Source organism: Roseicyclus marinus, from assembly GCF_030163795.1.
In the GTDB taxonomy this organism is placed as follows: domain Bacteria; phylum Pseudomonadota; class Alphaproteobacteria; order Rhodobacterales; family Rhodobacteraceae; genus Roseicyclus; species Roseicyclus marinus.
Map to the genome: position 1 here is coordinate 17,712 of NZ_JASJOF010000011.1, position 22,065 is coordinate 39,776.

Sequence of the window (22,065 nt, forward strand, 5' to 3'; positions counted from 1 at the left end):
GCGCCCTGAAGCCTCCTGATGTGTCGTGACGGATATTCGTAATTTAAAACATCAGGTTATGGGTGTGTCCTGACGTTTCGTGAGAGGTGCTGAAGTCCTTCCTCACTTTTCACCTCCTCCGCCATTGGCCGCGATTTTGCCGAGGCGTGGCCGGACATGGCGTTTTCGTCCATTGTCGGTCGCGGCATCTGGTTTGGGGGCTGGGTGATACGGGGGCGGACATTAGGCCGTCAGGAACGTGGTAAACCGGTTAACGAAATCGCCTGGATCTGGCGTCAATCGTTGCGGAAGCGTTAAAATGCGGCGTCATCCGTTTAGAAAGTGTTGACGCTCAGGCCGACGAAAAACTCCGTATCCTCCGCTCTGTACCCCAGGCGCAGCCGGACCGGGCCGTCGCCCAGTTGTTGCTGAACGGCGAAGGTCGTTTCGGTGTAGCTGTCGCTTCCACCGCGGGACAGTTCGAAGGAGAAACCATCGCGCAGGACCATCTGGCCGAGCAGGAACCAAGTCTCGTCGATGGAGCCGATTTCCGCAAGGCCGTAGACCGCTCCGAAATCGGTGGGCTGGTAGCGTTCGAGCGAGAGGCGAAGGCCGAGGTCGAGGTCTTCCGCGCCGACCTCCTTCTGCTCGAAACGCAGCGCGGGGCCGATCTTGAGCGTCGCCAGCCCGCCGAGATCCAGCGCGTAGGTCGTGCTTATGGTGGCCGCCCGACCGTCGTCGTAGGCGGAGACGTTGAGCCCGTAGTTCAGCCGTCCCTGGGCAAAGGTGGCGACAAGGGACTGGTTCTCTGGCCCGAGGTCGGTCTGGATGAAATAGCCGTCCGCGCGGGCGGGCAGGGTGGAGAGGGCGAGGGCCGCGACGAGGGCTGCGGCCGAAACAGAACGGCCCGGGCGCGGCGCGCACAATGTCGCCCCACGCTTGGCGGTGCGTGTTGCGATCCGGATACTACTGCCCGTCATCGTGATCCTCCTGCATCTGTCGGCGCCTTGGCGGGCGCTGGTGCCATCCCGCGCGCCGCGATCCTAGTTTGCCGCCCCAGGGTCGAGGTCGAGCGCGGCTTCCAGCAGGGCCTGTGCGGAGCGCAGGATCGGGTCGTCGTCGCCGCCGCTCAGGCGATCTTGGAGCGTCAGAAGCATGGCCTCGGCCTCGGCGCGTAGGGTCATGTCCACCGGGGTGTCTGCCATGAGGAGGACAAGGGCGAGGGCCGTCGCGTCCTGCGCCATGGTCTGCGCGCCCGCTGCCTGCCCGTCGCCGAGCGCGCGGATCTGGGCGAGCAGGTCCGCCGCCGGGGGTGTGGAACTGTCGAAGGGGTTGCTGGTCAGCGCCTCATTCGTGCCCTGAAGCTCGAGCCGTTCGAGTTGCACCACGATGGCTGTCGAGATGACGAGCGCTGCGATCCAGACGATCTGTTCGCGTGCCGCGTGCAGAGCGCTACGCCGTTTCATCGCGATATCCTTCCATGACGGGTTTGTCGAATTCGGGATCCGGCGACCATGTCGCCGCCCGGATCATCACCCAGAGCGACAGGAAGTTGTTCAGGCTCCAGACGGTATTGGTGATGATGGCGCCAAGGCTGTAGCCCGGTTCGCCCAGCAGGAAATAGATCCAGCCCAGCCCGAGGCTGCCGAGGATGGCGATGGAAAAGGCGATCTGCCACTTCACAAGGCGCAGGAAACGGCCCTCGGTCCGGTCCTTGGGCGTCACGGGAAAGGCGATGCGTTTGCCGCGCAGCACCGACCAGAGCGCGCCCAGCGTCACCGGGAACATCGCCAAGTGCCAGCGCCGCCCGCCCATCACCGATGTGCCCCACAGGCCCACGAGTTGCGCCAGTTCGTTGAGCAGCAGGAACGGGATCAGGTGCAGGAAGAATTCCAGCGAGAAGGTCGCGACCGGCGCGATCCCCGTCGTCAGGAAGATGATCGGTGCGATGAAGAACATCACGTTCCAGATCGGCGACAGGTAGGAATAGAAGGTCGCGCCATACATCAGCTTTTGCGGCAGGCTCAGGCCGCGTTGGAACAGCGGATTGTCGTGGAACACGATGTCGAGCGTGCCGCCCGCATACTTGTAGCGCTGGATCGTCCAGCTGAGCATGTCGCTGGGGGACATCATGCGCGACACGATCTTGGGATGCATCACCGAGCGCCAGCGCCGCCACCGGTCGCTGTGCATCTGGATGGAGGTGTAGATGTCTTCGGAGACGTGAAGTTTGAACGGGGTGAAATCGATCTCGCGGGCGCGGCTCATGCGGGCGCTGTCGTGCACGGCGGCAAAGATCACCGCTTCTCCGGTCAGACGCCGCACGGCCTTGTCATCGGCCAGCGTGTCGCGGTCGACCCGATCGGCCCAGATCCGCACGGCGGTTTCCATGATCGCTTCGCGCCGATGGATCGAGGATGCGCCGCAGCAGAAGGCGGCATTGGCCCAGTTCCGGCGCCGCAAGATGAAATCGTAGAACATCTGCGGATCGTTGGCGAAAGGATCGGTGCCGAAGCGCACCGGCCCGACCAGCCATTCGACCGCATGGCCAAGACGTTCCCCGACCCGTCCCAAGCGCCGACGCCACGCCGCCCAGACTGGCACGCCCGGCGGGATGTCCCAAAACCATTGCGGTGTCTGAACCCAAGCGACACGGGCGTCGCGGAAATAGCCCATCGTCTCGGTCAGGAAATCCGGAAAGAGGATCGTATCGGCGTCGCAGATGATGATGAAATCGCCCGAGGTGCTTTCCATCGCGTTGCGCAGGTTGCCGGCCTTGTAGCCGACATTGTCGTTGCGGGTGATGTAATTGGCCCCCTCGTCTTGTGCCACGGCGGCCATGGCGGGGCGGCGGCCATCGTCGAGGACGTGGATCTTGATGCGGATCTCGTGCGGATAGGCGAGATCCTTGGCCGATCTCAGGCCTTGGCGGACGATTTCGGGGTCTTCGTTATAGGTGGCGAAGAACACATCGACCGCGACCGGGCGATCCGTTCCGTCGCGGTCCTCGATGCCGATGGTGTCGAAGAGCGTCACGGGAAGCTCGCGCTGCCGGGGGCCGCGCGGCGTCCAGAGATTGACCGTGTAGAGAATGAGGCCGAAGAACGCCATGGTTTCCGCCAGCGCCAGCGGGATGGAGAACCACAGGGCATCGGGGTTGAGCGAGGCGGTCCAGCGCCACCAGATGTACCAGGTTCCGAAAACGAGGCTGGAAGTGGCCAGAAACTGCCAAAGCGCGAGGCGCAGGGGCCCCGGTGCATCCGCCACCCAGGGTTCCTGACGTTCGAACCGGGTTTCCCGGGGCCAATCAGGGTCGGGTGCGTCAGGCATTCACGGGATCCTTTTGCGCATGTGCAGGCGGAACAGCGCGTCATCGGCGTGCAGCGTGACCTCGTCCATGGACAGCAGGATGAGCGCCAGACCGCGCCCGCTTTCCGTCAGGCTGTCGAGATTGGCGGGGTCCATGTCGAGGTGGTCGGCGGCGATGCGATCGAAGGAGTCGGGCGGCACGAGGGGCGCGTGATCGAAAATGTCGACGACCAGATCGGGGCCGTCGAGCTTGAGCGTGATCAAGATGTCGTTGTCGTCGCGGTTGTGGACCTGTCCGTGTTTGATGGCGTTGGTCAGCGTTTCCACGACCGCGAGTTCCACGTCACCGGCGAGAAGTTCGTCGAGGTGGGATTGCGCGAAATCGCGGACGATGCAGGCGGCATGCGCGACGGCGGACAGGTCGCGTTCCACCAAGATCGACTTCTCGGGGTACGGGGTCATCGGATCAATCCGCTATCTTGGCCACGGCGTCTTCGACGGAGGGTGCGATCGTGAAGACCTTGTCCATGCGCGTGAGGGTCAGCAGGCGCGCCACGGTGGGTGTCGGACGGGCGATACCGATCATGCCCACGGTGCCCATGCGCTTGATCGCGGCGATCAGCGCGCCCAGGGCCGAGCTGTCCATGAAGCCCACCGCCGCGAGGTCGAGCACGATGTAGCCCTGACCCTGTTCGATCCGTTCGAGCAGCAACAGGCGGAGATCGGGGGAATTGCTTGCGTCCAGCCGGGCTGTCTTGATCGCAAGGACAAGCACGCCCTTGGTCATGGTCTCGGTCGTTTCGATCCCCATTCAGGTTCTCTCCATCACTATCAGGCTGATGTCGTCGTTCAGAAGCGGTTTGCCGGCCCAAGAGGTCAGCGCGGCAAGGATGTCGTGGACGAGGATGTCGTTGGGCCGCGTCCGCGCGGAGCGGATGATGTCGGCCAGCCGTTCCTCGCCGAATACGGTTCCGGCGGGGTTCTGCACCTCGTAGATCCCGTCGGAGAAGACGAAGAGGCGGTCGCCCGGGGCCAGCTGGAAGGGGCTTTCCTCGTAATCGGGGGTGGCGCTGACGCCGATGGGCAGCCCGCCGGTGCCCAGCCACTGCACCGCGCCCTCGGCGGGGACGAGAAGCGGGTTGGGGTGGCCGGCCTGAGCCATGCGCCCGGTTCCGGTTTCCGGATCGACGAACATCACGAGCGCGGTCAGATAGGGCAGGTCGTCGCGCCAATCGGCGTTGAAATCGCGCAAGATGTCGATGGGGCCTATGCCGTCGCCCATCTCCTGCAGGCTGCGCTTGAGGCCGGTATGGGCCGCCGTTGCGACAAGGCATGCGGCCGTGCCGTGGCCTGCCACGTCCAGTTCGAACAGGACGACGCGCCCGTCGGGCAGGCTGAAGTAATCGAAACTGTCGCCGCCGAGATGGTTGGAGGCCCGGAAGAAGGTGAAGAAGCGGAACGGGCCGATGGTGCCGGGTTGGGGCAGTTGGGCCAGTTGCAGGGCCGCGGCGGCGTCGAGGTCGGCGCGCATCTCGCGGTTGGCTGCCGTCAGGTCCCCGGTCAGCTTGCGGCGTTCCTGCTCCAACCGGTCGCGCCGGATCGCGTCGATGCGGAAGACGCGCAGCGCATCCATCACCGCGCGCACATCGACGAAGCGGGTGGCGTGGTCTTCGATCGGGCGCAGGTCGCCGCCGGCAAGCCGCATCAGCGTGTCGCGCAGGGCCGCCATTGGCAGCAGAAGCTGGCGGACGATCATCATGATCGCGAGGCCGTAGATCAGCAGCACGGCGAGGCCGCCGATGGTCGCGATCGTGGCGTCACGTGCCGCACGGTCGATCCGATCGGCTATATGGGCAGAGGCGATCCGGTCGGTTTCTTCGAGGATGTTGCGGATCAGGAAATCCGCCTGTTCGAGCCGTTCGAGCCAGCGCGCCACGACGGTCGGGTTGGCGGTACCGTCGGCCAGTTGGGCGGCGACGGCTTCGAGGTCGGACGAGTAGCCTGCGCGGATCACCTCGGACAGGACCTGGTGCGCGCCGATGGGGATGTCGATGTTGTGCTCAAGGGTGGAGATGAGTTCCAGATCGGGGGCCTGCAACCGGATCAGCGCGCGGTCGAGGGTCCGGACCGAGCCTTCTGACAGGGGACGGTCGCCGGTCAGCGCGTCGATCACGATGTCGGTGATCACCTCGAGGTTCTGGTGCCGTTCGATCGTCCGGTCGCGCACGAGGTGGAGCATTGCCATCTGCACGTCCACGAGGTGCAGCCTGCCGGAAGTTACCCGCCGCTGGTCGGCATAGGCACCCGCAAGGAAATCGAGGTCTGTCGCGATCTGCCGCCTGTCGGAGGCACCGGTCTCGCCCGAGGCGGACAGGCGTGTCCGGAGCGCTTCGGCCTCCTCCAGCAGATCCGACAGGCGCGTTGCGCCGATGCTGTCGCCGCGCATTTCGGCGAGATCGCGCGCGGTGGCCGTTCGCGCGATGACGCCCTGCAGCAAGCCCATGGGATCGCCGAGTTGGTCCACGCCGAGGTCGGTATATCGGATCTGGCGGGCGGCGATTTCGGCGTCGATCATGGCGCTGCGGATCGCGCGGCGCGTCAGGTCGATATCGCGTTCGATGCGGTAATTCCGGAGTGTCTCGAGGCTTTGGACGCCGTTGATGGCAACCGCGCCCAGAAGACCGAGGCCAAAGAGCGAGGTCACGGCCAGAAGGGCGAAACGCAGCGTCAGGCCGCGACGGGACGTTGCCATGCGCTCGGCCATCTTGAAATAGCGCGGCGGCCGGGCCTCGTCGGAAGGCGCGGCAGTGGCGCGGCCCGTTACCCAGCGGACGCCCGACCGGATATGGCCCTCATCTATGGTCAAGGACCCACCTGTGGATGTGGGAGACCGCGCGATCCGCGAAATCGCGCAATTCAGCGCGGTCGCCCAGCGAGAAGGACCCGGGTGCGGGATCGAGAAGGCAGAAGGCGCCGAGGGTCAGTTCGTCGCTGTAGCGGAGCGGCGCCCCGGCATAAAAGCGGATGAACGGGGTCCCCGTGACAAGGGGATTGGTGCGGAAGATGTCGGATTTCAGGGCGTCGGGCACCACGAAAACCTCGTCTTCGAGGATCGTGTAGTTGCAAAAGGCCATGGAGCGCGGTGTGGTCTCGGCCTCTATGCCGGCCCGGGCGCGGAGATGTTGAAGCTCTTCGGAGAGGATCGTAACCGCGGCTGTGGCGACCCTGAAATGGGCGCAGGCTTCTTGGCAGAGTTGGTCCAGTGCCGGATCCTGCAGGGCAGGGGCCAAGCCGGTTTCCCGCAGTCGAAGCAGTCTGAGAAATTCATTATGCTTGACGGGGTAGGCGATGTCCTCCTGTCCGAGTTCCGCCATGCGGCACCTTTTCTTGACGGTAGGAACACTCCATTACGCTACGAATACGATTGACCTTGTCGCGCAGTGGGCGGGACGATGCAAGCCATGGTTACCTTTGTGCGGATTGCGATGGCTGTCATGATGACTATTTCGGCGCTGGGTCTTTCGGCCGGGCGGAGCGATGCCTTTCCGGTCGCAACCTGCGTCAATCTGGGAAATGCGCTGGATGCGCCGAGGGAGGGGGATTGGGGGCCGCCGATCACCTTCGAGGACTTGGTGTGGATCGCGAACCAAGGGTTCGACACGGTGCGCCTGCCGGTGCGCTTTTCGGGCCATTGGGACGGTCGCATCGACCCGCAATTTCTGCGCCGCGTCGACGAGGTGATCGCGCAGGCGCGGTCGGTCGGGTTGCAGGTGATCCTGGATTTGCACCATTTCGACGGCCTGATGGCCGACCCCGTGGGCCAGGCCCCCGTCTTTCACGCGATCTGGACGGAATTGGCGCAGCATTACGCCGGGCACGACAACGGGCTGGTGTTCGAGCTTTTGAACGAACCGCGCGGGGCGCTGGGGGGCGAGAGGCTTCATGCGCTTTACGCCGCGATCATCCCCGAGATCCGCAGGCACAATCCCGAGCGATGGATCATCTTGGGCGGGGGCAACAGCAACGATTTGAACGAGCTTGCGGCCCTGCCGATCCCCGATGGTCGGATCGCGCTGACCTTCCATTACTACGAACCCTATGTGTTCACGCACCAGCAGGCAGAGTGGATCGACATTTGGTTTCCGGCCTCGGGCTGGGGTACGGCGGAAGATGTGGCGGCGGTCCGGGCGGATTTTGATCGCATTCCGGATCTTGGAGCGCCGATCTTTCTGGGGGAATTCGGTGTCTATGAGCGGGCCGATCCCGTGTCGCGGATGCATTGGACGCGGGTGGTGCGCGAGGCCGCCGAGGCGCGAGGCATAGCGTGGTGCCATTGGGCCTATCGGGCCGGGTTCGACATCGTGGATGCGCGAACCGGCGATTGGACGGAAGGGATGCGGGACGCCTTGTTTGGTCCGACGGATCGCTGAAGGGTCGCGTGCCGCCATTAACCCGGCTGGCGCGGTAATTCCGAACCTGTCCGGTTCGGAACAGGCGGGTTTCCCGGTCATTCCCGACGAGATAAACCAAAGTGTGAATAGTAAGTATTTCGTTTGCTTGCTGGCATTCGTTTATTCTGATTAGCGTTCAAGGGCTTCCTCCTATTCCGATATATCCAGCGAACGGCTTATCTTTGGTCAGGCCTTTGGCACGATTGGAGGTGGGCTTTGCCCCTGCAATCGGGCCCGGCATGCAGCACGCCGCGTGGCACAAAGGATCGAGTTTGACGATGAATGCCGGACATGAACGCCAGCGTCTGACGAAACTGCGCCAGCAGAACATCCTTGATTCCATGCCTGAGACGGAATTCGACGCGATCGTCGACCTTGTGCAATCGTCCTTCGGCGCGGATATGGCGGCCATCACCTTCATCGACGAGGACCGCCAGTGGATCAAGGCGTCGCATGGGATCGGCATGTCCGAAACACCGCGCGACATCGCGTTTTGCGATCACACGATCCGCACACCGGAGGTGATGAGGGTCAATGACGCGACGCGTGATGCGCGTTTCGCGAACAATCCCTTGGTCACGTCGGAGCCGGACGTGCGCTGTTACATGGGCGCGCCCATCGCCGTCGACGGCTTCAACATCGGGTCAGTCTGTATCCTTGGTACGACGCCGCGCCTCTTTTCGGAGGCCGAGGCGCGGATGCTGCGCCATTTCGCCCAGATCGTCGCGTCGCAGATCAAGCTGCGGACGGAGGTGAGCCGCGATGCGCTGACCGGGGTTCTGTCGCGCGGGGCGTTTTTCGATCTGCTCGACATCGCGTTTCGCGCCTTTCGGCAAAGGCAGAGCCAATCCTGCCTCGTGGTGCTGGACATAGACCGGTTCAAACGGATCAACGACGACTACGGCCATCCGGTCGGGGACGAGGTTCTGATCGCCATCGCGGAAAAGACGCTGGTGTCGGTGCGTCCCGATGACAGGGTGGGCCGGATCGGCGGCGAGGAATTCGGCATCGTGATCCGCGACGTGGGTGTGGATGTGGCGCAGGTGGTGGCCGAGCGGGTCCGCACCGCGATCGAGACGATCCGCCTGCCGGAACGCGAAACGCTGCGGTTCAGCGCGAGTTTCGGGGTCGCGGCCTTGACCCCCGGGATGGGCAGTGTCGACGCGTGGTATGCGCAGGCCGACAAGGCGCTGTACGAAGCCAAGAACAAGGGGCGCAATCGCGTCGAGTTATGCGTGGTGCCGCCATCCGCGGATGGTGCGTGATTCGCGCAGGGGACAGGCGGCAATATTTTCGCGTCTTTGGATTTATAATTTTATCTTTGGACGAATTCATATCCAAATAGTCTCGGAGTGAGGGAAATCTTTCTGGATATTCTGCGCGAATTGACGTGTCGGCACGGCTTTGCGTGTCGTTTTGGACAATCCGGACGCGCGGCCGTGCGTAATAGTCGACAAATTCCTTTTCCATGAGAATGGAAAAAGCCTAGTTTTCCGGTGTCGCGAATGTGAGTGCGCATTTCCGGGATGGAGAGAATTGGTCGTGACGGGCTGTTTCCAAGACATCTTGCTCGATCTCCCCGTCTATACGAGCGCGACGACGGCATTGGGTCTTGTGGTCCTTGCCACATGGATCTTGCGTCATGAGGATTTCGTAGGGCGCAGGTATTTCGTGGCGACCGTCATCGGGATGATGATCTGGGTCGTGATGGCCACGGTCGAGATGATGGTTCAGGGTCTTGGGTGCAAGATGGCGGCGGCGACGGCGACCTGGCCCGCCATCGCGCTGGTGCCCGTGGCATGGTCTTTCTTCATCTGGCATTTCTGTTTCAATGGCATGACGCGCTGGCAATGGGCCGAGGTCTTTGCGATCGGCCTGATCGTGACGGGGATTTCGGCGGCGGCCTTTACCAATCCCTATCACGGGCTGCTCTACGGGGCGGGCACCGCTCTGGTCACCGAGACGGGGCGGCCCTTTGTGCGGTTCGATCACGGGCCGCTGTTCTACGGGATCGCGGCGTTTTTGTACGGGTTCATGATCGTGAGCCTTGTGGTGTCGGCGACGGGCGCGTTCCGGGCATCGCGGACGCTGCGCCCGCTGATGTTCCTGCTGATGTGCGCGACGCTGGTGCCGATGGTGTCGAACATTTCCTATCTGTTCTTTGATGGGGATATCGCGGGGTTCGACCCCACGCCCTTCGCCTTTTCCTTCGTGCTTCTGGTGTTGACCTGGGCCATCTATGCGGCGCGGGGGCTGGACCTTGTGAGCGTCGCGCGCGACCTGCTGTATTTCAACACGAACGATCCCGTTCTGGTGGTCAATGCGGGCGGCGTGGTGGTCGGCGCGAATGCCGCGTCCTTGCGGTTGATGCCGGAGCTGGGCAAGCACTACCGGCTGAGCGCCGAGGGGCCCTTTGCCCCGATCGCCGAAGTGCTGACCGACACCGGGCCGCATACGCGGCAGACCGATATCAGCGTGCTGGGGCGTTTGTTCAATCTCAGGGTGCTGCCGATCCCGCGCCCCTTGTCGGAGACGGGCGCGCATCTGGGGGCGGTCGCGATCATGACGGACATGACTGCGCTGGAAACGCAGAATGCGCAGCTGAAGGCGGCGCTGGAGCAATCGCGCCTTCAACTGGGCGAGATTTCGCGACTGCGCGAGATCGCGGAAACCACGGCGATGTCGGACCCGCTGACCAAGATCGGCAATCGTCGTGCGCTGGAAATGCGCGCCGATGCCGTAGGGCCGGGGGCGTTTTCGGTGGCGTTGATCGACCTCGATAACTTCAAGGCGATCAATGACAAGCTGGGGCATACCGTGGGCGACAGGGTGCTGAAGAATTTCGCCGCCCTTGTCCGCGATACGCTGCCGCCCAATGCCGATGTGTTTCGTGTCGGCGGCGAGGAATTCGTGGTCATGGCTGTGGGCATGTCGATGGCGGATTTCGTCGGCCTGATCGACACGATGAGATCGCGGCTGGGCGAAGCCGTCGCGCTGCGCGAGCGTGACGAGGCCCTTGTGACCTTTTCGGCGGGCGTGGCGGGCGCGCCGGAGGACGGCACGACGCTGGAAGCGCTTTACGCATGTGCGGATGCGCGGCTTTACAAAGCCAAGGTGGGCGGGCGCGACCGGGTCGTTTCGGAGGGCAACCTGTCTGCGATCCGCGAGGGGCGACGGTTCTCGGGGCCATGACCGGGGTCCGGCTTGCCGGTCATGAGGGGAAGATCGGGGCAGGCGAGTGTCGTGCGCGCAACCGAGGCCACCCCTAGGGGCAGCGGATGATGCGGGGGCCGGGGTTCGGGCGCGGAGTTCAGCGGATCGAAAGCCCGTTGGTCTTCATATTGGTGATCCAGTCGCGCAGGTCCTGTTCCGGCAGAGCAGGCGCGAAGATGAACCCCTGGAAGGCATCGCAACCAAGAGCGGCCAGCGCCAGCGCCTGATTTTCCTTCTCCACGCCCTCGGCGGTCATGGGGATCTTGAGCCGCAGGCACATTTCGGTGATCGATCTCACCAGCGGGTTGACGCCGATGTCATGGCTGTCGAGCGACGCCACCAGCATCCGATCCAGCTTGATCCGGTCCGGGCGCAAGTTCAGGAGCGTGGTCAGCGAGGCGTGGCCGCTTCCGAAATCGTCGAGTTCGATTTCCACGCCGCCCGCCCGGATCTTCTGGATGAGCGGGCCGAGCTGCTTGTAATCATAGGTGTAGTCGACGGTTTCGAGCAATTCGAACGCGATCCGGCATGGCCAGGGCTTGAGCTCCTCAAGCGTTCCGAGCGCGGCCGTGGTTTCGAAGGCCCGGACGCTGACGTTGATCGACAGCTTGGGGATGTCGATGCCATCGGCCTTGAGGCGCTGCACCATCATGATGGAGTCGCGCGCGATGATGCGTTCGATACGGGCGAGGAGGCCGAATTCCTCGGCCAGCGGAATGAAGACATCGGGGGGGATCCAGCCTTTGGTCGGGTGGTGCCAGCGCGCCAGCGCCTCGACACCGACAAGTCCGTAGTTCGCGCTGCTGACCTGCGGCTGAAAATGGGGGAGGATCGCGCCTTCGGCGATGGCCTTGGACAATTCGTCGACCATCCATTTCTTGTGCTCGGCCTCGCTGCGCAATTCCTGGCTGAACAGGCGGTATTGCCGCCGACCGGAGCGTTTCGCACTGCGCAGGGCGATATCGGCATTCTCGATCAGGCTGGTGCAGCCGGGGTTCTGGGTGATGGTGATGCCGATGCTTGCGCCGTAGCGCAGTTCCTTGCCCTCGTAGACAAAGGGTTTGTCGCAGGCGTCGATGATGGCCTGTGCGGTTTGCGCGGCGACGCCATCGTCTTTTTCCCGAAGCATCGCGATGATGAATTCGTCGCTCCCGCTGCGGGCGACATAGGCGTCAGGCGGCGCGCTTTGCTCGAGGATGCGGGCGACATTGTTCAGGACATGATCCCCGCCCACATGGCCGAACAGATCATTGATCGCGTTGAAATGATCGAGGTCGATCAGCAGGACGCAGAGTTCCTTGTCCGGGGTCAGCCGATCCGCGAATTCGACGAGTTTGCGGTTGAGGCCGCGCCGGTTTCCGAGGCCGGTCAATTCGTCCGTCCGGGAGGCGATATCGGATTGCTGCTTGGCGAGGCTGAGTTCCTCGGCCTTTTCCCTGAGGCTTGCGGCCTGATGTTCGAGGCGCTGCTGCTGGCGTTTCAGCAGAGTGATGTTGGTTCGGAAGCCCACGGTTTCGCCATCATCCGTGCGCACCTCATGGACCTGTACGAATTCGTTGTTCGGCAGGCTTTGTTCGACGGGGCCGGTTGGATTGCGATGCCGTTCGAGGCGTTCGGCAAGCCATTCCTCCTCGCGTCCGATGCCGTCGAGATATTGCCCGTTCGCAAGGCCGAAGCGGAGGATGGTTTCGAATTTCATGCCCTGTTGCATGGAGGCGGCGGAGTTTCCATAGACTTCGCGGTAGCGTTTGTTGCAGATGACGAGCCTGTCGTCGGCATCGTAGATGACGAAGGCCTCGGGCAAGGCTTCGATGGCGTGCAGGAGGCGCTTGCGGTTCTGGATGGATCGAAAGAGCAAAAGAAGCGTGCCGCCCAGCAGCGCCGTGCCGAAGATGTTCTGAAGCACCAGGATGGGAAAGACCGTCTTGAAAGCCGGGAAGGCCACGTCGAAAGGTTGATCCACGAAGAAGGCCGGGGTGATCAGGACGGTGCATATGATGGCGATGAGGATGACCTTGGGCATCGCGGCCAATGAGTCGTCGAGCATGTTCAACTTGAACAGTCTGCCCAGAAAGAAACCTGCCAAAGCGTAGGCACCGATGCTCAGCGATCCGCCCACCGCGAAGGGCCCGCCGACATAGTAGCGCGCGAGGCCACCCACCAATGCCGCAACCAAGCCCGCGACGGGGCCGCCGAGGATGCCCGACAGGATCGCGGGGGCGGCGCGGGCATCAACGACCGAGCCCGCGCCGGTCTGATGGGCGGACAGGACCAGTACGGCGCAGGTCGAGCCGAAGACCAGCCCGAGAACCAGCCCGTCCTTGGGTTTGAGGAAGGGGCCCGAGAGGCGCATTTGGCCCAGCCGGTTTTCCGCCCGGCGCTCGATGATGATGACGGCAAAAAGCGTACAAAGCGCTAGGATGCCCAAGCTCTGCAGGAAAATGAATGAAGAGCTTATTTCCAAAAACCAGCCCCTAGATCCGTCTTCGTGGCGTCATCAGTTTACATCTGAGCGGAAAAAATCGAGCTTGTAAGACAAATGAACCGTTCTGCCTCGGCTGTCCTTGGGATGGCGGGCAGTAATTTTCTTCAATATCACGTCCAAGTGCGCGTTGACGCAAGGATTTTTTCGATCGGAGAGATCCTGATCACAAATACGCCATCCATGGTTCATTCCGCATTCGCGGCGGACGGGGGCGTGTCGGTTGGCGATTTGATCGGGGCTGCGGTGGCGTTTTGAAGCGCGGTGTGCGTGGTCGGCAACGGGCGCAGGGCGGCGCGCTGGGCCGCGCGCGGCCTGCCGGTTATGTGGGACCTGCCGCGACGCTGCGAGAAAAAACAGACATACCAGCAGGTTGTGGTCTGCCAGTCGCCGTATGCCAATTCGGCGCGTCGCGGTGATGTGGGTGGTCCGGGGACGATCCGGTTTCAAAGGGAATTCATATTGCCAAATGAGGCAAAAGCTATCGCCGATGTGACATAAATTCAGATTGGCGAAATTTTTGGCAGGCCTTGCCGGATGCTTTTCCCTCCATGGATAGGACTGCGCCAAAAGATAACTTGATCACCACCTGCCTTTTCAATGAGCGATTGATGCGCAACGGTCAATTCGCAGGTTGCAGTCACGGATGGGGCGGATGTCGTGATGTCCGCATCCCGTACAGGGTTCGGTATATTGAGTGAGGTGCGAGACATGTGGCTTTACAGCGTCTTGTCCCGGGTTTTCCCCCGAAGTTTCACGGCCAAGGTCTTTGCGGTCGCCTTTGTCGGGACGCATGTTCCGCTGCTTGTGCTGGTCGGTCAGGCGATTCTGACGAACGGATCGCTGGCAGGTCAGGTGGGTATCTTGCTCTGGGCGTTGGGCGCGACGTTGGTTGGCACGGCCACCACGCTATTGGCGCTGCGTGAAATGCTGCGGCCGCTCTATCTTGTCGAACAGACGATGCAACAGGTGGAAGAGGCGGGGACAAGCCCGCGCCTGCCGTCGCACTACGGTGACGAGGTGGGACGGCTGATGGCGCGGACCAACCGGTTGGTCCTGCATTTTACCGACACGGTCGAAGAGAACCAGAGGCAGGCCAACGAGGATGCCCTGACCGGCCTGCTGAACCGGCGCGGCTTCGATGCCGCCGTGCCGGCCGGGCAGGCGGGAGCGGTGATGGTGCTCGATATCGATCATTTCAAAAGGATCAACGACCGGCACGGGCATGCGGTGGGCGATGATGTCCTGGCGCAGACAGCGGCGTTGATCGCGGCCAATCTGCGGTCGAAGGATATCGTCGCGCGGTTCGGGGGCGAGGAATTCGTGGCCTTCCTGCCCGGTGCCCATGACGCGGAGGCCTGCCGGGTCGCCGAACGGATCCGCAGGGCGATCGAGACCGAGGTGAATGTGGACGAAAGCGCGGTCACGATCTCGATCGGGGTGGCTTTCGTCCAGCCGGGTCAGCATCCCGCGTCGGGCATCGTGAGTGCCGACCGCGCTGTCTACGAGGCCAAGGAGCAGGGGCGCAACAGGGTGAATGTCGCGTCCTAGGGTTTGGCGGTTTCGTGCGGGCCTGCGGCTGCGGATTAGCGGTGGCGGCCGGTGAGGATCTGCCAGCGGCTGTGCTGGACGGCGAAGGGATCGCCGGGCGTCTGGCCATCGGGCGGCATCGTGCCATCCATCAGCCGCCGCGCAAGCAACCAGGCCAGCGCCGCGAAGAGCACCCCGCCCGCGGCCTGACCGACAAGCGCGCCCGCCGCCCCGCCAAGCGCTGCCCCGGCCGTCACGAAGGGCCACGTTCCAAGGGTGTGCCGCCCCCAGTTGATCGCCGTCGACCAGCCGGGCCGCCCGAGATTGTTGAAACTGGCGTTCGAGACGAAGATCACGCCGTTGAAGAAGGAGGCCAGCGCCAAGGGGCCGCAGAACAGGAGGATGAGGGCGCGCGCCTCGCCCTCGGCGGCGAAGAGATCGGTGATCGGCCCGCGCAGGACGAAGAGGATCGCGGCGGCCACGACCACATAGCCCAGCGTGAACAGCACTGCCGCGTCGAAGGCTGCGCGCACCCGGTCGTGGCGGCCGGCGCCGAAATTCTGGCCGATGATCGGCCCGATGGCCCCCGACAGCGCGAAAACCACCGCGAAGGCCAGGGGCGTGAGCCGCCCGATCACGGCCATGCCCGCCACCGCCTCGGTGCCGAAACGGGCGACTTCGCGCGTGACTATGGCGGTGCCGACCGGGGTGGCGATATTGGTCAGGACGGCAGGCACCGCGAGGGCGAGGGCGGCGCGCAGGCCGGTTGCGATCGCGGTCGCATTGGGCAGGGCAAAGGCGTCGTGGCGCGAGATCGCGGTCGAGAGCGCCGCCGCAAGGATGACGAAACGCGCGATCACCGAGGCGATGGCCGCCCCGTCGAGGCCGAGCCCAAGCCCGAAGATCAGGATCGGATCGAGCACCGCGTTGACCGTGCCGCCATAAAGCGTCGCCAGCATCGCGCGCCGGGCGTCGCCATGCGCGCGCAGCACCGCCATGGCGATCATCGCCACCGCCATCACGGACATGGAGGGCAGGATGATCGTCAGGTAGCGGGCGGCCAGACGCGCGACCTCGCCCTCGGCGCCGAGCAGGCCCAGAAGCGCGGGCAGGGCCGGGATCGCGGCCAGTGGCACGAGGATGCCGACCGCGATGCCGATGGCCGAGACCGTCGTGGCATGGCCACCTGCAAGCGCGCTATCGCCCGCCCCGATGGCCCGCGCGCAGAGCGAACCGGCCACGATCGCCAGCCCGATGTTGATCGAATTGGTGAAGAACAGGATCGTGCCGGCATAGCCGATGGCGGCCGCGAGCGCGTCGTTTCCAAGCATGGCGATGAAGACCATGTCCACGAAATCGACGGCGAAGACCGCCATCAGGCCGATGCTGGAGGTCAGCGACATGACCACGACATGGCGCATCAGGCTGCCTTGCAGAAATACGGCGGGAGAGCCGGACATGGGTCAGCCTTCGGATTCGGCCGCGATGTCCTGATCGCGGGGGGTGGGGGGCGTCCAGCCGCGCTCGCTCCGTTCCCGGAAGCTGCCGCCGCGATGGCGCAAGGCTTCGGTCTGCGCCTCCATCAATTCGCGGGCGCGGGCGCGATAGGCCGGGTTCTGCTGTTCCGGCAGGTCCGGATCGAAGAGTGGCGCAAGTTCGGCCAGCGCGCGCCGGTCGTCGGTGGTGAAGGCGCGGGCCAGCCGCTCGGCCTCGAACGGATGCATCCCGAGCGCCTCGTAGGCCGAGCGCCCGGCGCGGACCGAACTGTCGAAGGTTTCGCGGATGATGTCGTGGGCGCCCGCGGCATAGAGTTCGTAGACATGGCGCCGGTCGCGCGCGCGGGCGACGATGTGGACGCGCGGATGTTCGTGCCGGATGCGGCGCACGAGCGCCGTGGCCTGTGCCGGATCGTCGATGGCCACGACGAGGAGCCGCGCCTCGGCGATGCCCGCGGCCTCCAGCAGGTCGGCGCGCGTGGCATCACCGTAGAAGGCGCGCACCCCGAAGGCGCGCAGCAGGTCGAGCTGTGCCGCGGAATGGTCGAGCACCGTCGTCTCGTGCCCCGCCGCCAGCAGCATCCGGTTGACGATGCCGCCAAACCGCCCGTGCCCTGCGATGATGACGTGGCCGGGTTCGGGCGCGTCCGCCTCGCGCGGTTCCTCGCGGTCGAAGCGGGGCCGGATCAGCCGGTCATAGGCGATGAAGAGCGCGGGCGTCAGAAGCATGGAAAGCGTCACCACCAGCGTCAGCCGGGGCGCGATGTCGGGCGGCAGCACCGCCGCCCCGATGGCGAAGGCAATGAGGACAAAGCCGAATTCCCCTGCCTGCGCCAACCCCAGACCGAGCAGCCACGCATCCCCGCCGCGCAGCCGGAAGATCCGCGCGAGAAGCAGGAGAACGCCGCCCTTGATCGCCATCACCGCAAGCGCCAGTCCAAGGATGGGCAGGGTTTCGGCGGCGAGGAGGCCGAAGTCGATGCTGGCCCCGACGGTCATGAAGAACAGGCCGAGAAGCAGGCCGCGGAACGGGTCGATGTCGCTTTCGAGTTCGTGGCGGTATTCGCTGTTGGCCAGCACCACGCCGGCAAGGAAGGTGCCGAGCGCCGGGGACAGCCCCACCAGCGTCATCAGGAGCGCGATGCCGATCACGAAGAGAAGGGCCGTGGCGACGAAGATCTCGCGCAGGCGTGCGGCCGCGATGAAGCGGAAGGCGGGGCGGGTGAGGAACATGCCGCCTGCGATCACGAGGCCGATGGCGGTGACGGTCACGAGGGCCACTTGCCAGCCTGCCAGCCCCTCGACCAGCGAGAGGCTGGAGCCGTGCGCGGCATCGCCCCCGTGGCCGCCCGCGCCGTGCCCCGCGAGATCGGGCAGCGCCAGAAGCGGGATCAGGGCCAGCATCGGGATGACGGCGATGTCCTGAAACAGAAGGACCGAGAAACTTGCCTGCCCGCCGTCGCTGCGCATCAGGCCCTTTTCCGAGAGGGTCTGAAGCACGATGGCCGTGGAGGAGAGCGACAGGATCAGGCCGACCGCCACGCCGATCCGCCAATCCTGTCCCAGCGCCAGCATGCCCGCGGCCAGAAGGGCCGTGGTGAGCACGACCTGCAGCCCGCCAAGCCCCAGAAGGCGCGCGCGCATCGCCCAAAGCGTCTGGGGCTGAAGCTCGAGCCCCACGAGAAACAGCATCATCACCACGCCGAATTCGGCGAAATGCTGGATCGCGATGACATCGACATGGAGAAGCGCCAGAAGCGGGCTGAGCGCGATGCCCGCGAGCAGGTAGCCCAGCACCGATCCAAGGCCGAGGCGTGTGGCGATGGGCACCGCGACGACGCCGCCGACGAGGAACAGGAAGGCGAGCAAGAGGAATTCGGACATCGGCTCAGGCCTCCGCGATGGGCAGGGTGTCGTGGGTCAGGATCGGCAGGCCCATTGCGGCGTCCCGGTCGAGCCGGTCGTCGCGCAGGGCCGCAAGCAGCCGTGCAAAGCCCGTCGCATGGGCCGCCGGATCCGCCCGGAGCGCGCCGTAGAGAACGTAGGGCGGCAGGAAGTCCATTCCCGAAAGGCGCGCGGTCTGTTCGAAGGGGGTCAGGAAGCTGCGCAGATCGTGATGCTGATAGCCATCGGGGCGGTAGGCATCCTGTGGTCCGCCCGCCGAGATGGCGAGCAGGAGCGTCTTGCCGCGCAGCGCCGTGCCGCCCTGCCCATAGGCAAAGCCGTGTTCCCAGACGAGATCGATCCATTCCTTCACCAGCGCCGGGCAGGAATACCAGAACAGCGGGAATTGCAGGACGATCACGTCATGGTCGCGGAGGCGTTGCTGTTCGGCGTCGATGTCGATGTCGTAGCGCGGATAGGCGGCGTAGAGATCCACGCGCGTGATCCCGTCGACGCCCTCGGTGGTTCGCCAGAGCGCTGCGTTGATGCGCGAGGCCGAGACACCGGGATGGGCGAAATACTGGATGATGCGTGCCATGGCGTCTTCCTTGGTCGGGACGGGCCACCGGGGCGGCGATTCTCGGCTATCGTAGCCTGCTTTCAGGGACATCATGCGAAATGGTTGGGCGCGCCATCCCGACCGGGACGCAGGCGGGCGAGGTATCAGCGCCCCAGCGCCGCAACGACGAGCTCTGCCGCCGGGGTGCCGGAATATTGCTGTTGCCCGGTGATCAGGTTGCCGTCGCGGATGGCGAAGGGTTTGAACTGGCCCGAGACGACGAAATTGGTGTCGGGCAGATTGCGCGCCTCGTCCTCGATCCAGAAGGGCTGGATCTTGAGGCCGACGACATCGTCGGCGAAGGCTTCCTCGGAATTGGCGAAGCCGGTCCATGTCTTGCCCTTGACCAGCAGGTCGCCGGTCGACAGGCGCGTCCGGAGCAGGATGCAGGTTCCGTGACAGACCACGGCGACAATCTTGCCCGCCTCGTAGGCGCGGGCGACGAAGGCGTGGAGCTCGGTGTCGTCGATCATGGTCACCATGGGTGATTGGCCGCCTGCGACAAAGATCGCGTCATAGCCGGCAAGGTCCACATCCGAGATGGATTTCGTTCCAACAAGCAGGGCGGCATGGGCGGGCGAGGTTTTGAAACCGAGCGAGATCAGGTCATGCGCCGAATAGCCCGAGGCGTCCGCGGGGTCGGAATAGCCATCGGCCACCAGATCGCCACCCTTGGGGCTGACGATGTCGACGCCGTAGCCCGCCTCGGTGAAGACCCAGTAGGGATGGGTGAGTTCGGCCCACCAGAAGCCGATGGGCCAGCCGGTGGTGGGCGAGGTGCCGGGATTGGCCGCAATGAGCAGCACGCGCTTTTGGCGATGGGTGTCGATTGAACCGGACATTCGGTATCCTTTCTTACGAGGTTGGTCGAAGGAGGGCGCGCGCGGGAAGCGCAGCGCCCGGAGGCAGGACGTCGGTGGACTGGGGCCGCAAGGGGCCCTAGGGATCATGCGGGCGGTGTGTCGTGCGGCGTGACCCGTGGCAGGTCGTACCAATCGGGTTTCGACTGTTCCCAGAGATTGCGGAGGATGCCCCGGCCGGTCGGGCCGTCGATCAGGCCCGCCGAAACAAGCCACCGGCCTGCCGGTGTCACTTCCTTGAGGACACGCGCGCCGCAGGTGCCGCAAAAGGCGCGGCGCGCTTCGGCGGAAGATTGGTACCAGACCAGCGCCTCGGCCCCCTCAAGGACGATCTCTGCCTTGGGGGCGGCAAGGAAGGCATTGAAATTTCCGTGAAGTTTCTGGCAATCGCTGCAATGGCAGGCCAGCACCCCGGCGGCCGTGGCAGGCAGGCTGAGGCGGACGGCGCCACACTGGCAAGTTGCGGTCAATCGGTCGGTCATCGGTGTCTTTCTCCTGCGTCGGGTGTGGGGGTCAGGCGGCAGGCGGCGCTTGGGCTTCGACCGCGGCAAAGGCCCACGAGCGGCCTTTTCCGCGCAGCATCGCCTGATTGATCCAGACCATTCCGAAGGGTTCGAGAAGCCGCGCCTGCACCAGCCTGCCCGCATCCAGCGGGTCGAAGCCCAGATCTTCCAGGATCTCCGCGACCGCCAGCTTGGCCGCTGCATCGTCGCCGGCCATGAGCATGGCAGGGCGGTGCGGCAGGCGGGCGGCATCGGCCACGACTTCGGCCCCGACCTGATTGAGCGTCTTGACCACGCGCGCCCCGGGTAGCCAGCCCTGCACCTTTTCCCCGCCCGAGTTGGTGAAGCCGATGGTCAGGCCCAGACCCTGCGGGGTGCGGCCAAGCGGGTTGGTCGCGTCGATGACGATCTTGCCGTCGAGGGGCCCCAAGGTGGGCAGAACTTCCTCGGTCGCGGCCCATGGCAGCGCGAGGATGACGAGCTCGGAGGCTTGGGCGGCGTCGGCTGCGGCCGCGATGGCGGCCCCGGTGTCGGAGGCCAATTTGCGCGCCGTCTCTGCCTGCGGGTCGCGAACGCCGAGGATCAGGTCATGCCCCTTTCCGGCCAGCCCGCGCGCGACGGCACCGCCCAGAGCGCCCGTTCCCAGGATCGCGATATGCATGTCGTAATTCCCTTGCCTGCTGCGTTGTCGCCAAGATAGGACCGGCTGGAGTGAAAGAATAACGAATTGGAATCATGTCTGACTTAAGCCAAACGGAACTCAGGCGGCTCGATCTGACACTCCTGCTGGTGTTCCTCGGCCTTGTGCGGCATCGCAAAGCAGCGGCGGTGGCGGTCGAGCTGGGGCTGACGCAGTCGGCCATCAGCCAAGCCCTGCGACGCCTGCGTGACATTTTCGGGGATGACCTGTTCCTGCGCCGACCCCACGGCATGGAGCCCACGGCCACGGCCCTTGCGTTGGAGGCGCCGATCGCGCGCGCGGTCGAGGCCTTGCGTGGTGCGCTTGGTGCGGCGCAGGCCTTTGACCCGGCAGCGGCGCAAGGGGTGGTGCGTTTGGCCGCCCTTGATGCGGAACAGGCGGTGTTGGTGCCTGCGCTGGCCGCAAGGTTGCGCGTCTCGGCGCCGGGTCTGTGCCTGTCGGTCCTGCCGCTGGGGCGCGGCGATGCGGTGGAGGCGCTTAGCGAGGGTCGGGTCGATCTTGCGCTCGGGTTTCTGTGGGACCGGCCGGAGGTGATCCGCGAAGAGACCCTGTACCACGAGTCCTTTCTTGTCGCCGGTCGCCCCGACGTGTTGCCCGAAGCCCCGCGCCTGACGCTCGAGGCCTATGCCGCCGCCGATCATGTCCTGATTTCACCGGGTGGCGATCTGCGCGGCATCGTCGATACGCGGCTGGAGGCGATGGGTCTGTCGCGGCGGATCGTGCTGGGTCTGCCGGCCTTTCTGCCGGCGCTGTCCGCCGTGGCGGCATCAGATGCGGTCGTGACCCTGCCCGCGCGCCTTGCCCGCGCCTTTGGCCCGGGTTTCGGCCTTGTTCTGGCCGCGCCGCCCCTTGAATTGCGCCGTTTCCCGGTCTCGGTGCTTTGGCATCGGCGCAACGATGCGGAGGCGCGCAGCCTGTGGTTGCGGGCGCAGTTGCGCGATCTGGAGCAGGCCGAAACCGGGGCCAAGCCCGGGGCGGGCTCAGGCGCAGCACCGGGGTGATCCGGTCCGGGGCACCAGCGCCCCCGGGTTGCTCTTTT

At 64.7% G+C, this 22,065-nt stretch carries 20 protein-coding genes; 5 read left to right on the forward strand and 15 right to left on the reverse strand.

What is annotated here, in order from left to right:
• Positions 1-314: 314 nt before the first annotated feature.
• The 7 genes from QQK63_RS15105 to QQK63_RS15135 all read right to left on the reverse strand — a co-directional run bounded on the left by QQK63_RS15105 (position 315) and on the right by QQK63_RS15135 (position 6,662).
• Positions 315-959: a hypothetical protein gene (locus QQK63_RS15105; RefSeq protein ID WP_277822245.1), complete on the reverse strand. Its 645-nt coding sequence runs from the start codon at positions 957-959 to the stop codon at positions 315-317.
• Between the two features lie 63 nt (positions 960-1,022).
• Positions 1,023-1,445 (reverse strand): hypothetical protein, encoded by a 423-nt coding sequence (locus QQK63_RS15110; RefSeq protein ID WP_277822243.1) that lies wholly within the window; start codon positions 1,443-1,445, stop codon positions 1,023-1,025.
• Positions 1,432-3,309, reverse strand: coding sequence for a glycosyltransferase (locus QQK63_RS15115; RefSeq protein WP_277822241.1), 1,878 nt, complete (start codon positions 3,307-3,309; stop codon positions 1,432-1,434). Before QQK63_RS15115 ends, QQK63_RS15110 begins: the two co-directional genes overlap by 14 nt.
• Positions 3,310-3,750: an ATP-binding protein gene (locus tag QQK63_RS15120; RefSeq protein ID WP_277822239.1), complete on the reverse strand. Its 441-nt coding sequence runs from the start codon at positions 3,748-3,750 to the stop codon at positions 3,310-3,312.
• Between the two features lie 4 nt (positions 3,751-3,754).
• Positions 3,755-4,099, reverse strand: a complete 345-nt coding sequence (locus tag QQK63_RS15125; protein ID WP_277822237.1) for an STAS domain-containing protein — start codon at positions 4,097-4,099, stop codon at positions 3,755-3,757.
• Positions 4,100-6,154: a PP2C family protein-serine/threonine phosphatase gene (locus QQK63_RS15130; RefSeq protein ID WP_277822235.1), complete on the reverse strand. Its 2,055-nt coding sequence runs from the start codon at positions 6,152-6,154 to the stop codon at positions 4,100-4,102.
• Complete coding sequence (locus tag QQK63_RS15135) at positions 6,141-6,662, reverse strand: GAF domain-containing protein (protein ID WP_277822233.1); 522 nt, start codon at positions 6,660-6,662, stop codon at positions 6,141-6,143. The genes QQK63_RS15130 and QQK63_RS15135 overlap by 14 nt, the downstream gene beginning before the upstream one ends.
• Before the next feature lie 87 nt (positions 6,663-6,749).
• Here QQK63_RS15135 and QQK63_RS15140 point away from each other — a divergent pair, with 87 nt between their 5' ends.
• The 3 genes from QQK63_RS15140 to QQK63_RS15150 all read left to right on the forward strand — a co-directional run bounded on the left by QQK63_RS15140 (position 6,750) and on the right by QQK63_RS15150 (position 10,931).
• Complete coding sequence (locus QQK63_RS15140) at positions 6,750-7,718, forward strand: glycoside hydrolase family 5 protein (protein WP_277822231.1); 969 nt, start codon at positions 6,750-6,752, stop codon at positions 7,716-7,718.
• 299 nt (positions 7,719-8,017) lie between these two features.
• A complete protein-coding gene (locus QQK63_RS15145) occupies positions 8,018-9,004 on the forward strand; it encodes a sensor domain-containing diguanylate cyclase (protein ID WP_277822229.1) in 987 nt (328 codons plus the stop codon).
• Between the two features lie 277 nt (positions 9,005-9,281).
• Positions 9,282-10,931, forward strand: coding sequence for a histidine kinase N-terminal 7TM domain-containing protein (locus tag QQK63_RS15150; RefSeq protein WP_277822227.1), 1,650 nt, complete (start codon positions 9,282-9,284; stop codon positions 10,929-10,931).
• 118 nt (positions 10,932-11,049) lie between these two features.
• Here QQK63_RS15150 and QQK63_RS15155 read toward each other — a convergent pair whose 3' ends face one another.
• Both QQK63_RS15155 and QQK63_RS15160 read right to left on the reverse strand, forming a co-directional pair.
• Positions 11,050-13,305, reverse strand: a complete 2,256-nt coding sequence (locus QQK63_RS15155) for a putative bifunctional diguanylate cyclase/phosphodiesterase (protein ID WP_277822225.1) — start codon at positions 13,303-13,305, stop codon at positions 11,050-11,052.
• A gap of 144 nt (positions 13,306-13,449) precedes the next feature.
• The gene (locus QQK63_RS15160) at positions 13,450-14,004 is read right to left on the reverse strand and encodes a hypothetical protein (protein WP_277822223.1); all 555 of its coding nucleotides are present in this window, start codon (positions 14,002-14,004) and stop codon (positions 13,450-13,452) included.
• Between the two features lie 141 nt (positions 14,005-14,145).
• Between QQK63_RS15160 and QQK63_RS15165 the strand changes: the two genes are divergently transcribed.
• Positions 14,146-14,985, forward strand: a complete 840-nt coding sequence (locus QQK63_RS15165) for a GGDEF domain-containing protein (protein WP_277822221.1) — start codon at positions 14,146-14,148, stop codon at positions 14,983-14,985.
• 35 nt (positions 14,986-15,020) lie between these two features.
• On the opposite strand, the gene QQK63_RS15170 is transcribed toward QQK63_RS15165, so the two are convergent.
• The 6 genes from QQK63_RS15170 to QQK63_RS15195 form a co-directional block, all read right to left on the reverse strand.
• Positions 15,021-16,424 (reverse strand): MATE family efflux transporter, encoded by a 1,404-nt coding sequence (locus tag QQK63_RS15170; RefSeq protein WP_277822219.1) that lies wholly within the window; start codon positions 16,422-16,424, stop codon positions 15,021-15,023.
• Positions 16,425-16,427: 3 nt separating this feature from the next.
• Entirely contained in the window at positions 16,428-18,344 is a 1,917-nt protein-coding gene (locus QQK63_RS15175; protein WP_277822217.1) for a cation:proton antiporter domain-containing protein, read from the reverse strand.
• Between the two features lie 4 nt (positions 18,345-18,348).
• Entirely contained in the window at positions 18,349-18,942 is a 594-nt protein-coding gene (locus QQK63_RS15180; RefSeq protein WP_277822215.1) for an NAD(P)H-dependent oxidoreductase, read from the reverse strand.
• 125 nt (positions 18,943-19,067) lie between these two features.
• Positions 19,068-19,805, reverse strand: coding sequence for a type 1 glutamine amidotransferase domain-containing protein (locus tag QQK63_RS15185; protein WP_277822213.1), 738 nt, complete (start codon positions 19,803-19,805; stop codon positions 19,068-19,070).
• Between the two features lie 104 nt (positions 19,806-19,909).
• Complete coding sequence (locus QQK63_RS15190) at positions 19,910-20,305, reverse strand: GFA family protein (RefSeq protein ID WP_277822211.1); 396 nt, start codon at positions 20,303-20,305, stop codon at positions 19,910-19,912.
• A 31-nt stretch (positions 20,306-20,336) separates the two neighbouring features.
• Positions 20,337-20,987: an NADPH-dependent F420 reductase gene (locus QQK63_RS15195; protein ID WP_277822209.1), complete on the reverse strand. Its 651-nt coding sequence runs from the start codon at positions 20,985-20,987 to the stop codon at positions 20,337-20,339.
• 74 nt (positions 20,988-21,061) lie between these two features.
• On the opposite strand from QQK63_RS15195, the gene QQK63_RS15200 reads away from it, so the two are divergent.
• A complete protein-coding gene (locus QQK63_RS15200) occupies positions 21,062-22,027 on the forward strand; it encodes a LysR family transcriptional regulator (RefSeq protein WP_277822207.1) in 966 nt (321 codons plus the stop codon).
• Positions 22,028-22,065 lie beyond the last annotated feature (38 nt).

Bases quoted from the DNA above. Each gene is read 5' to 3' on its own strand.
- QQK63_RS15155 (WP_277822225.1), bottom strand. From the start codon at position 13,305: ATGCGCCTCTCGGGCCCCTTCCTCAAACCCAAGGACGGGCTGGTTCTC.
- QQK63_RS15120 (WP_277822239.1), bottom strand. From the start codon at position 3,750: ATGACCCCGTACCCCGAGAAGTCGATCTTGGTGGAACGCGACCTGTCC.
- QQK63_RS15125 (WP_277822237.1), bottom strand. From the start codon at position 4,099: ATGGGGATCGAAACGACCGAGACCATGACCAAGGGCGTGCTTGTCCTT.
- QQK63_RS15140 (WP_277822231.1), top strand. From the start codon at position 6,750: ATGGTTACCTTTGTGCGGATTGCGATGGCTGTCATGATGACTATTTCG.
- QQK63_RS15165 (WP_277822221.1), top strand. From the start codon at position 14,146: ATGTGGCTTTACAGCGTCTTGTCCCGGGTTTTCCCCCGAAGTTTCACG.
- QQK63_RS15110 (WP_277822243.1), bottom strand. From the start codon at position 1,445: ATGAAACGGCGTAGCGCTCTGCACGCGGCACGCGAACAGATCGTCTGG.
- QQK63_RS15200 (WP_277822207.1), top strand. From the start codon at position 21,062: ATGTCTGACTTAAGCCAAACGGAACTCAGGCGGCTCGATCTGACACTC.
- QQK63_RS15185 (WP_277822213.1), bottom strand. From the start codon at position 19,805: ATGTCCGGTTCAATCGACACCCATCGCCAAAAGCGCGTGCTGCTCATT.
- QQK63_RS15170 (WP_277822219.1), bottom strand. From the start codon at position 16,424: ATGTCCGGCTCTCCCGCCGTATTTCTGCAAGGCAGCCTGATGCGCCAT.
- QQK63_RS15180 (WP_277822215.1), bottom strand. From the start codon at position 18,942: ATGGCACGCATCATCCAGTATTTCGCCCATCCCGGTGTCTCGGCCTCG.
- QQK63_RS15190 (WP_277822211.1), bottom strand. From the start codon at position 20,305: ATGACCGACCGATTGACCGCAACTTGCCAGTGTGGCGCCGTCCGCCTC.
- QQK63_RS15105 (WP_277822245.1), bottom strand. From the start codon at position 959: ATGACGGGCAGTAGTATCCGGATCGCAACACGCACCGCCAAGCGTGGG.
- QQK63_RS15195 (WP_277822209.1), bottom strand. From the start codon at position 20,987: ATGCATATCGCGATCCTGGGAACGGGCGCTCTGGGCGGTGCCGTCGCG.
- QQK63_RS15175 (WP_277822217.1), bottom strand. From the start codon at position 18,344: ATGTCCGAATTCCTCTTGCTCGCCTTCCTGTTCCTCGTCGGCGGCGTC.
- QQK63_RS15115 (WP_277822241.1), bottom strand. From the start codon at position 3,309: ATGCCTGACGCACCCGACCCTGATTGGCCCCGGGAAACCCGGTTCGAA.
- QQK63_RS15145 (WP_277822229.1), top strand. From the start codon at position 8,018: ATGAATGCCGGACATGAACGCCAGCGTCTGACGAAACTGCGCCAGCAG.
- QQK63_RS15135 (WP_277822233.1), bottom strand. From the start codon at position 6,662: ATGGCGGAACTCGGACAGGAGGACATCGCCTACCCCGTCAAGCATAAT.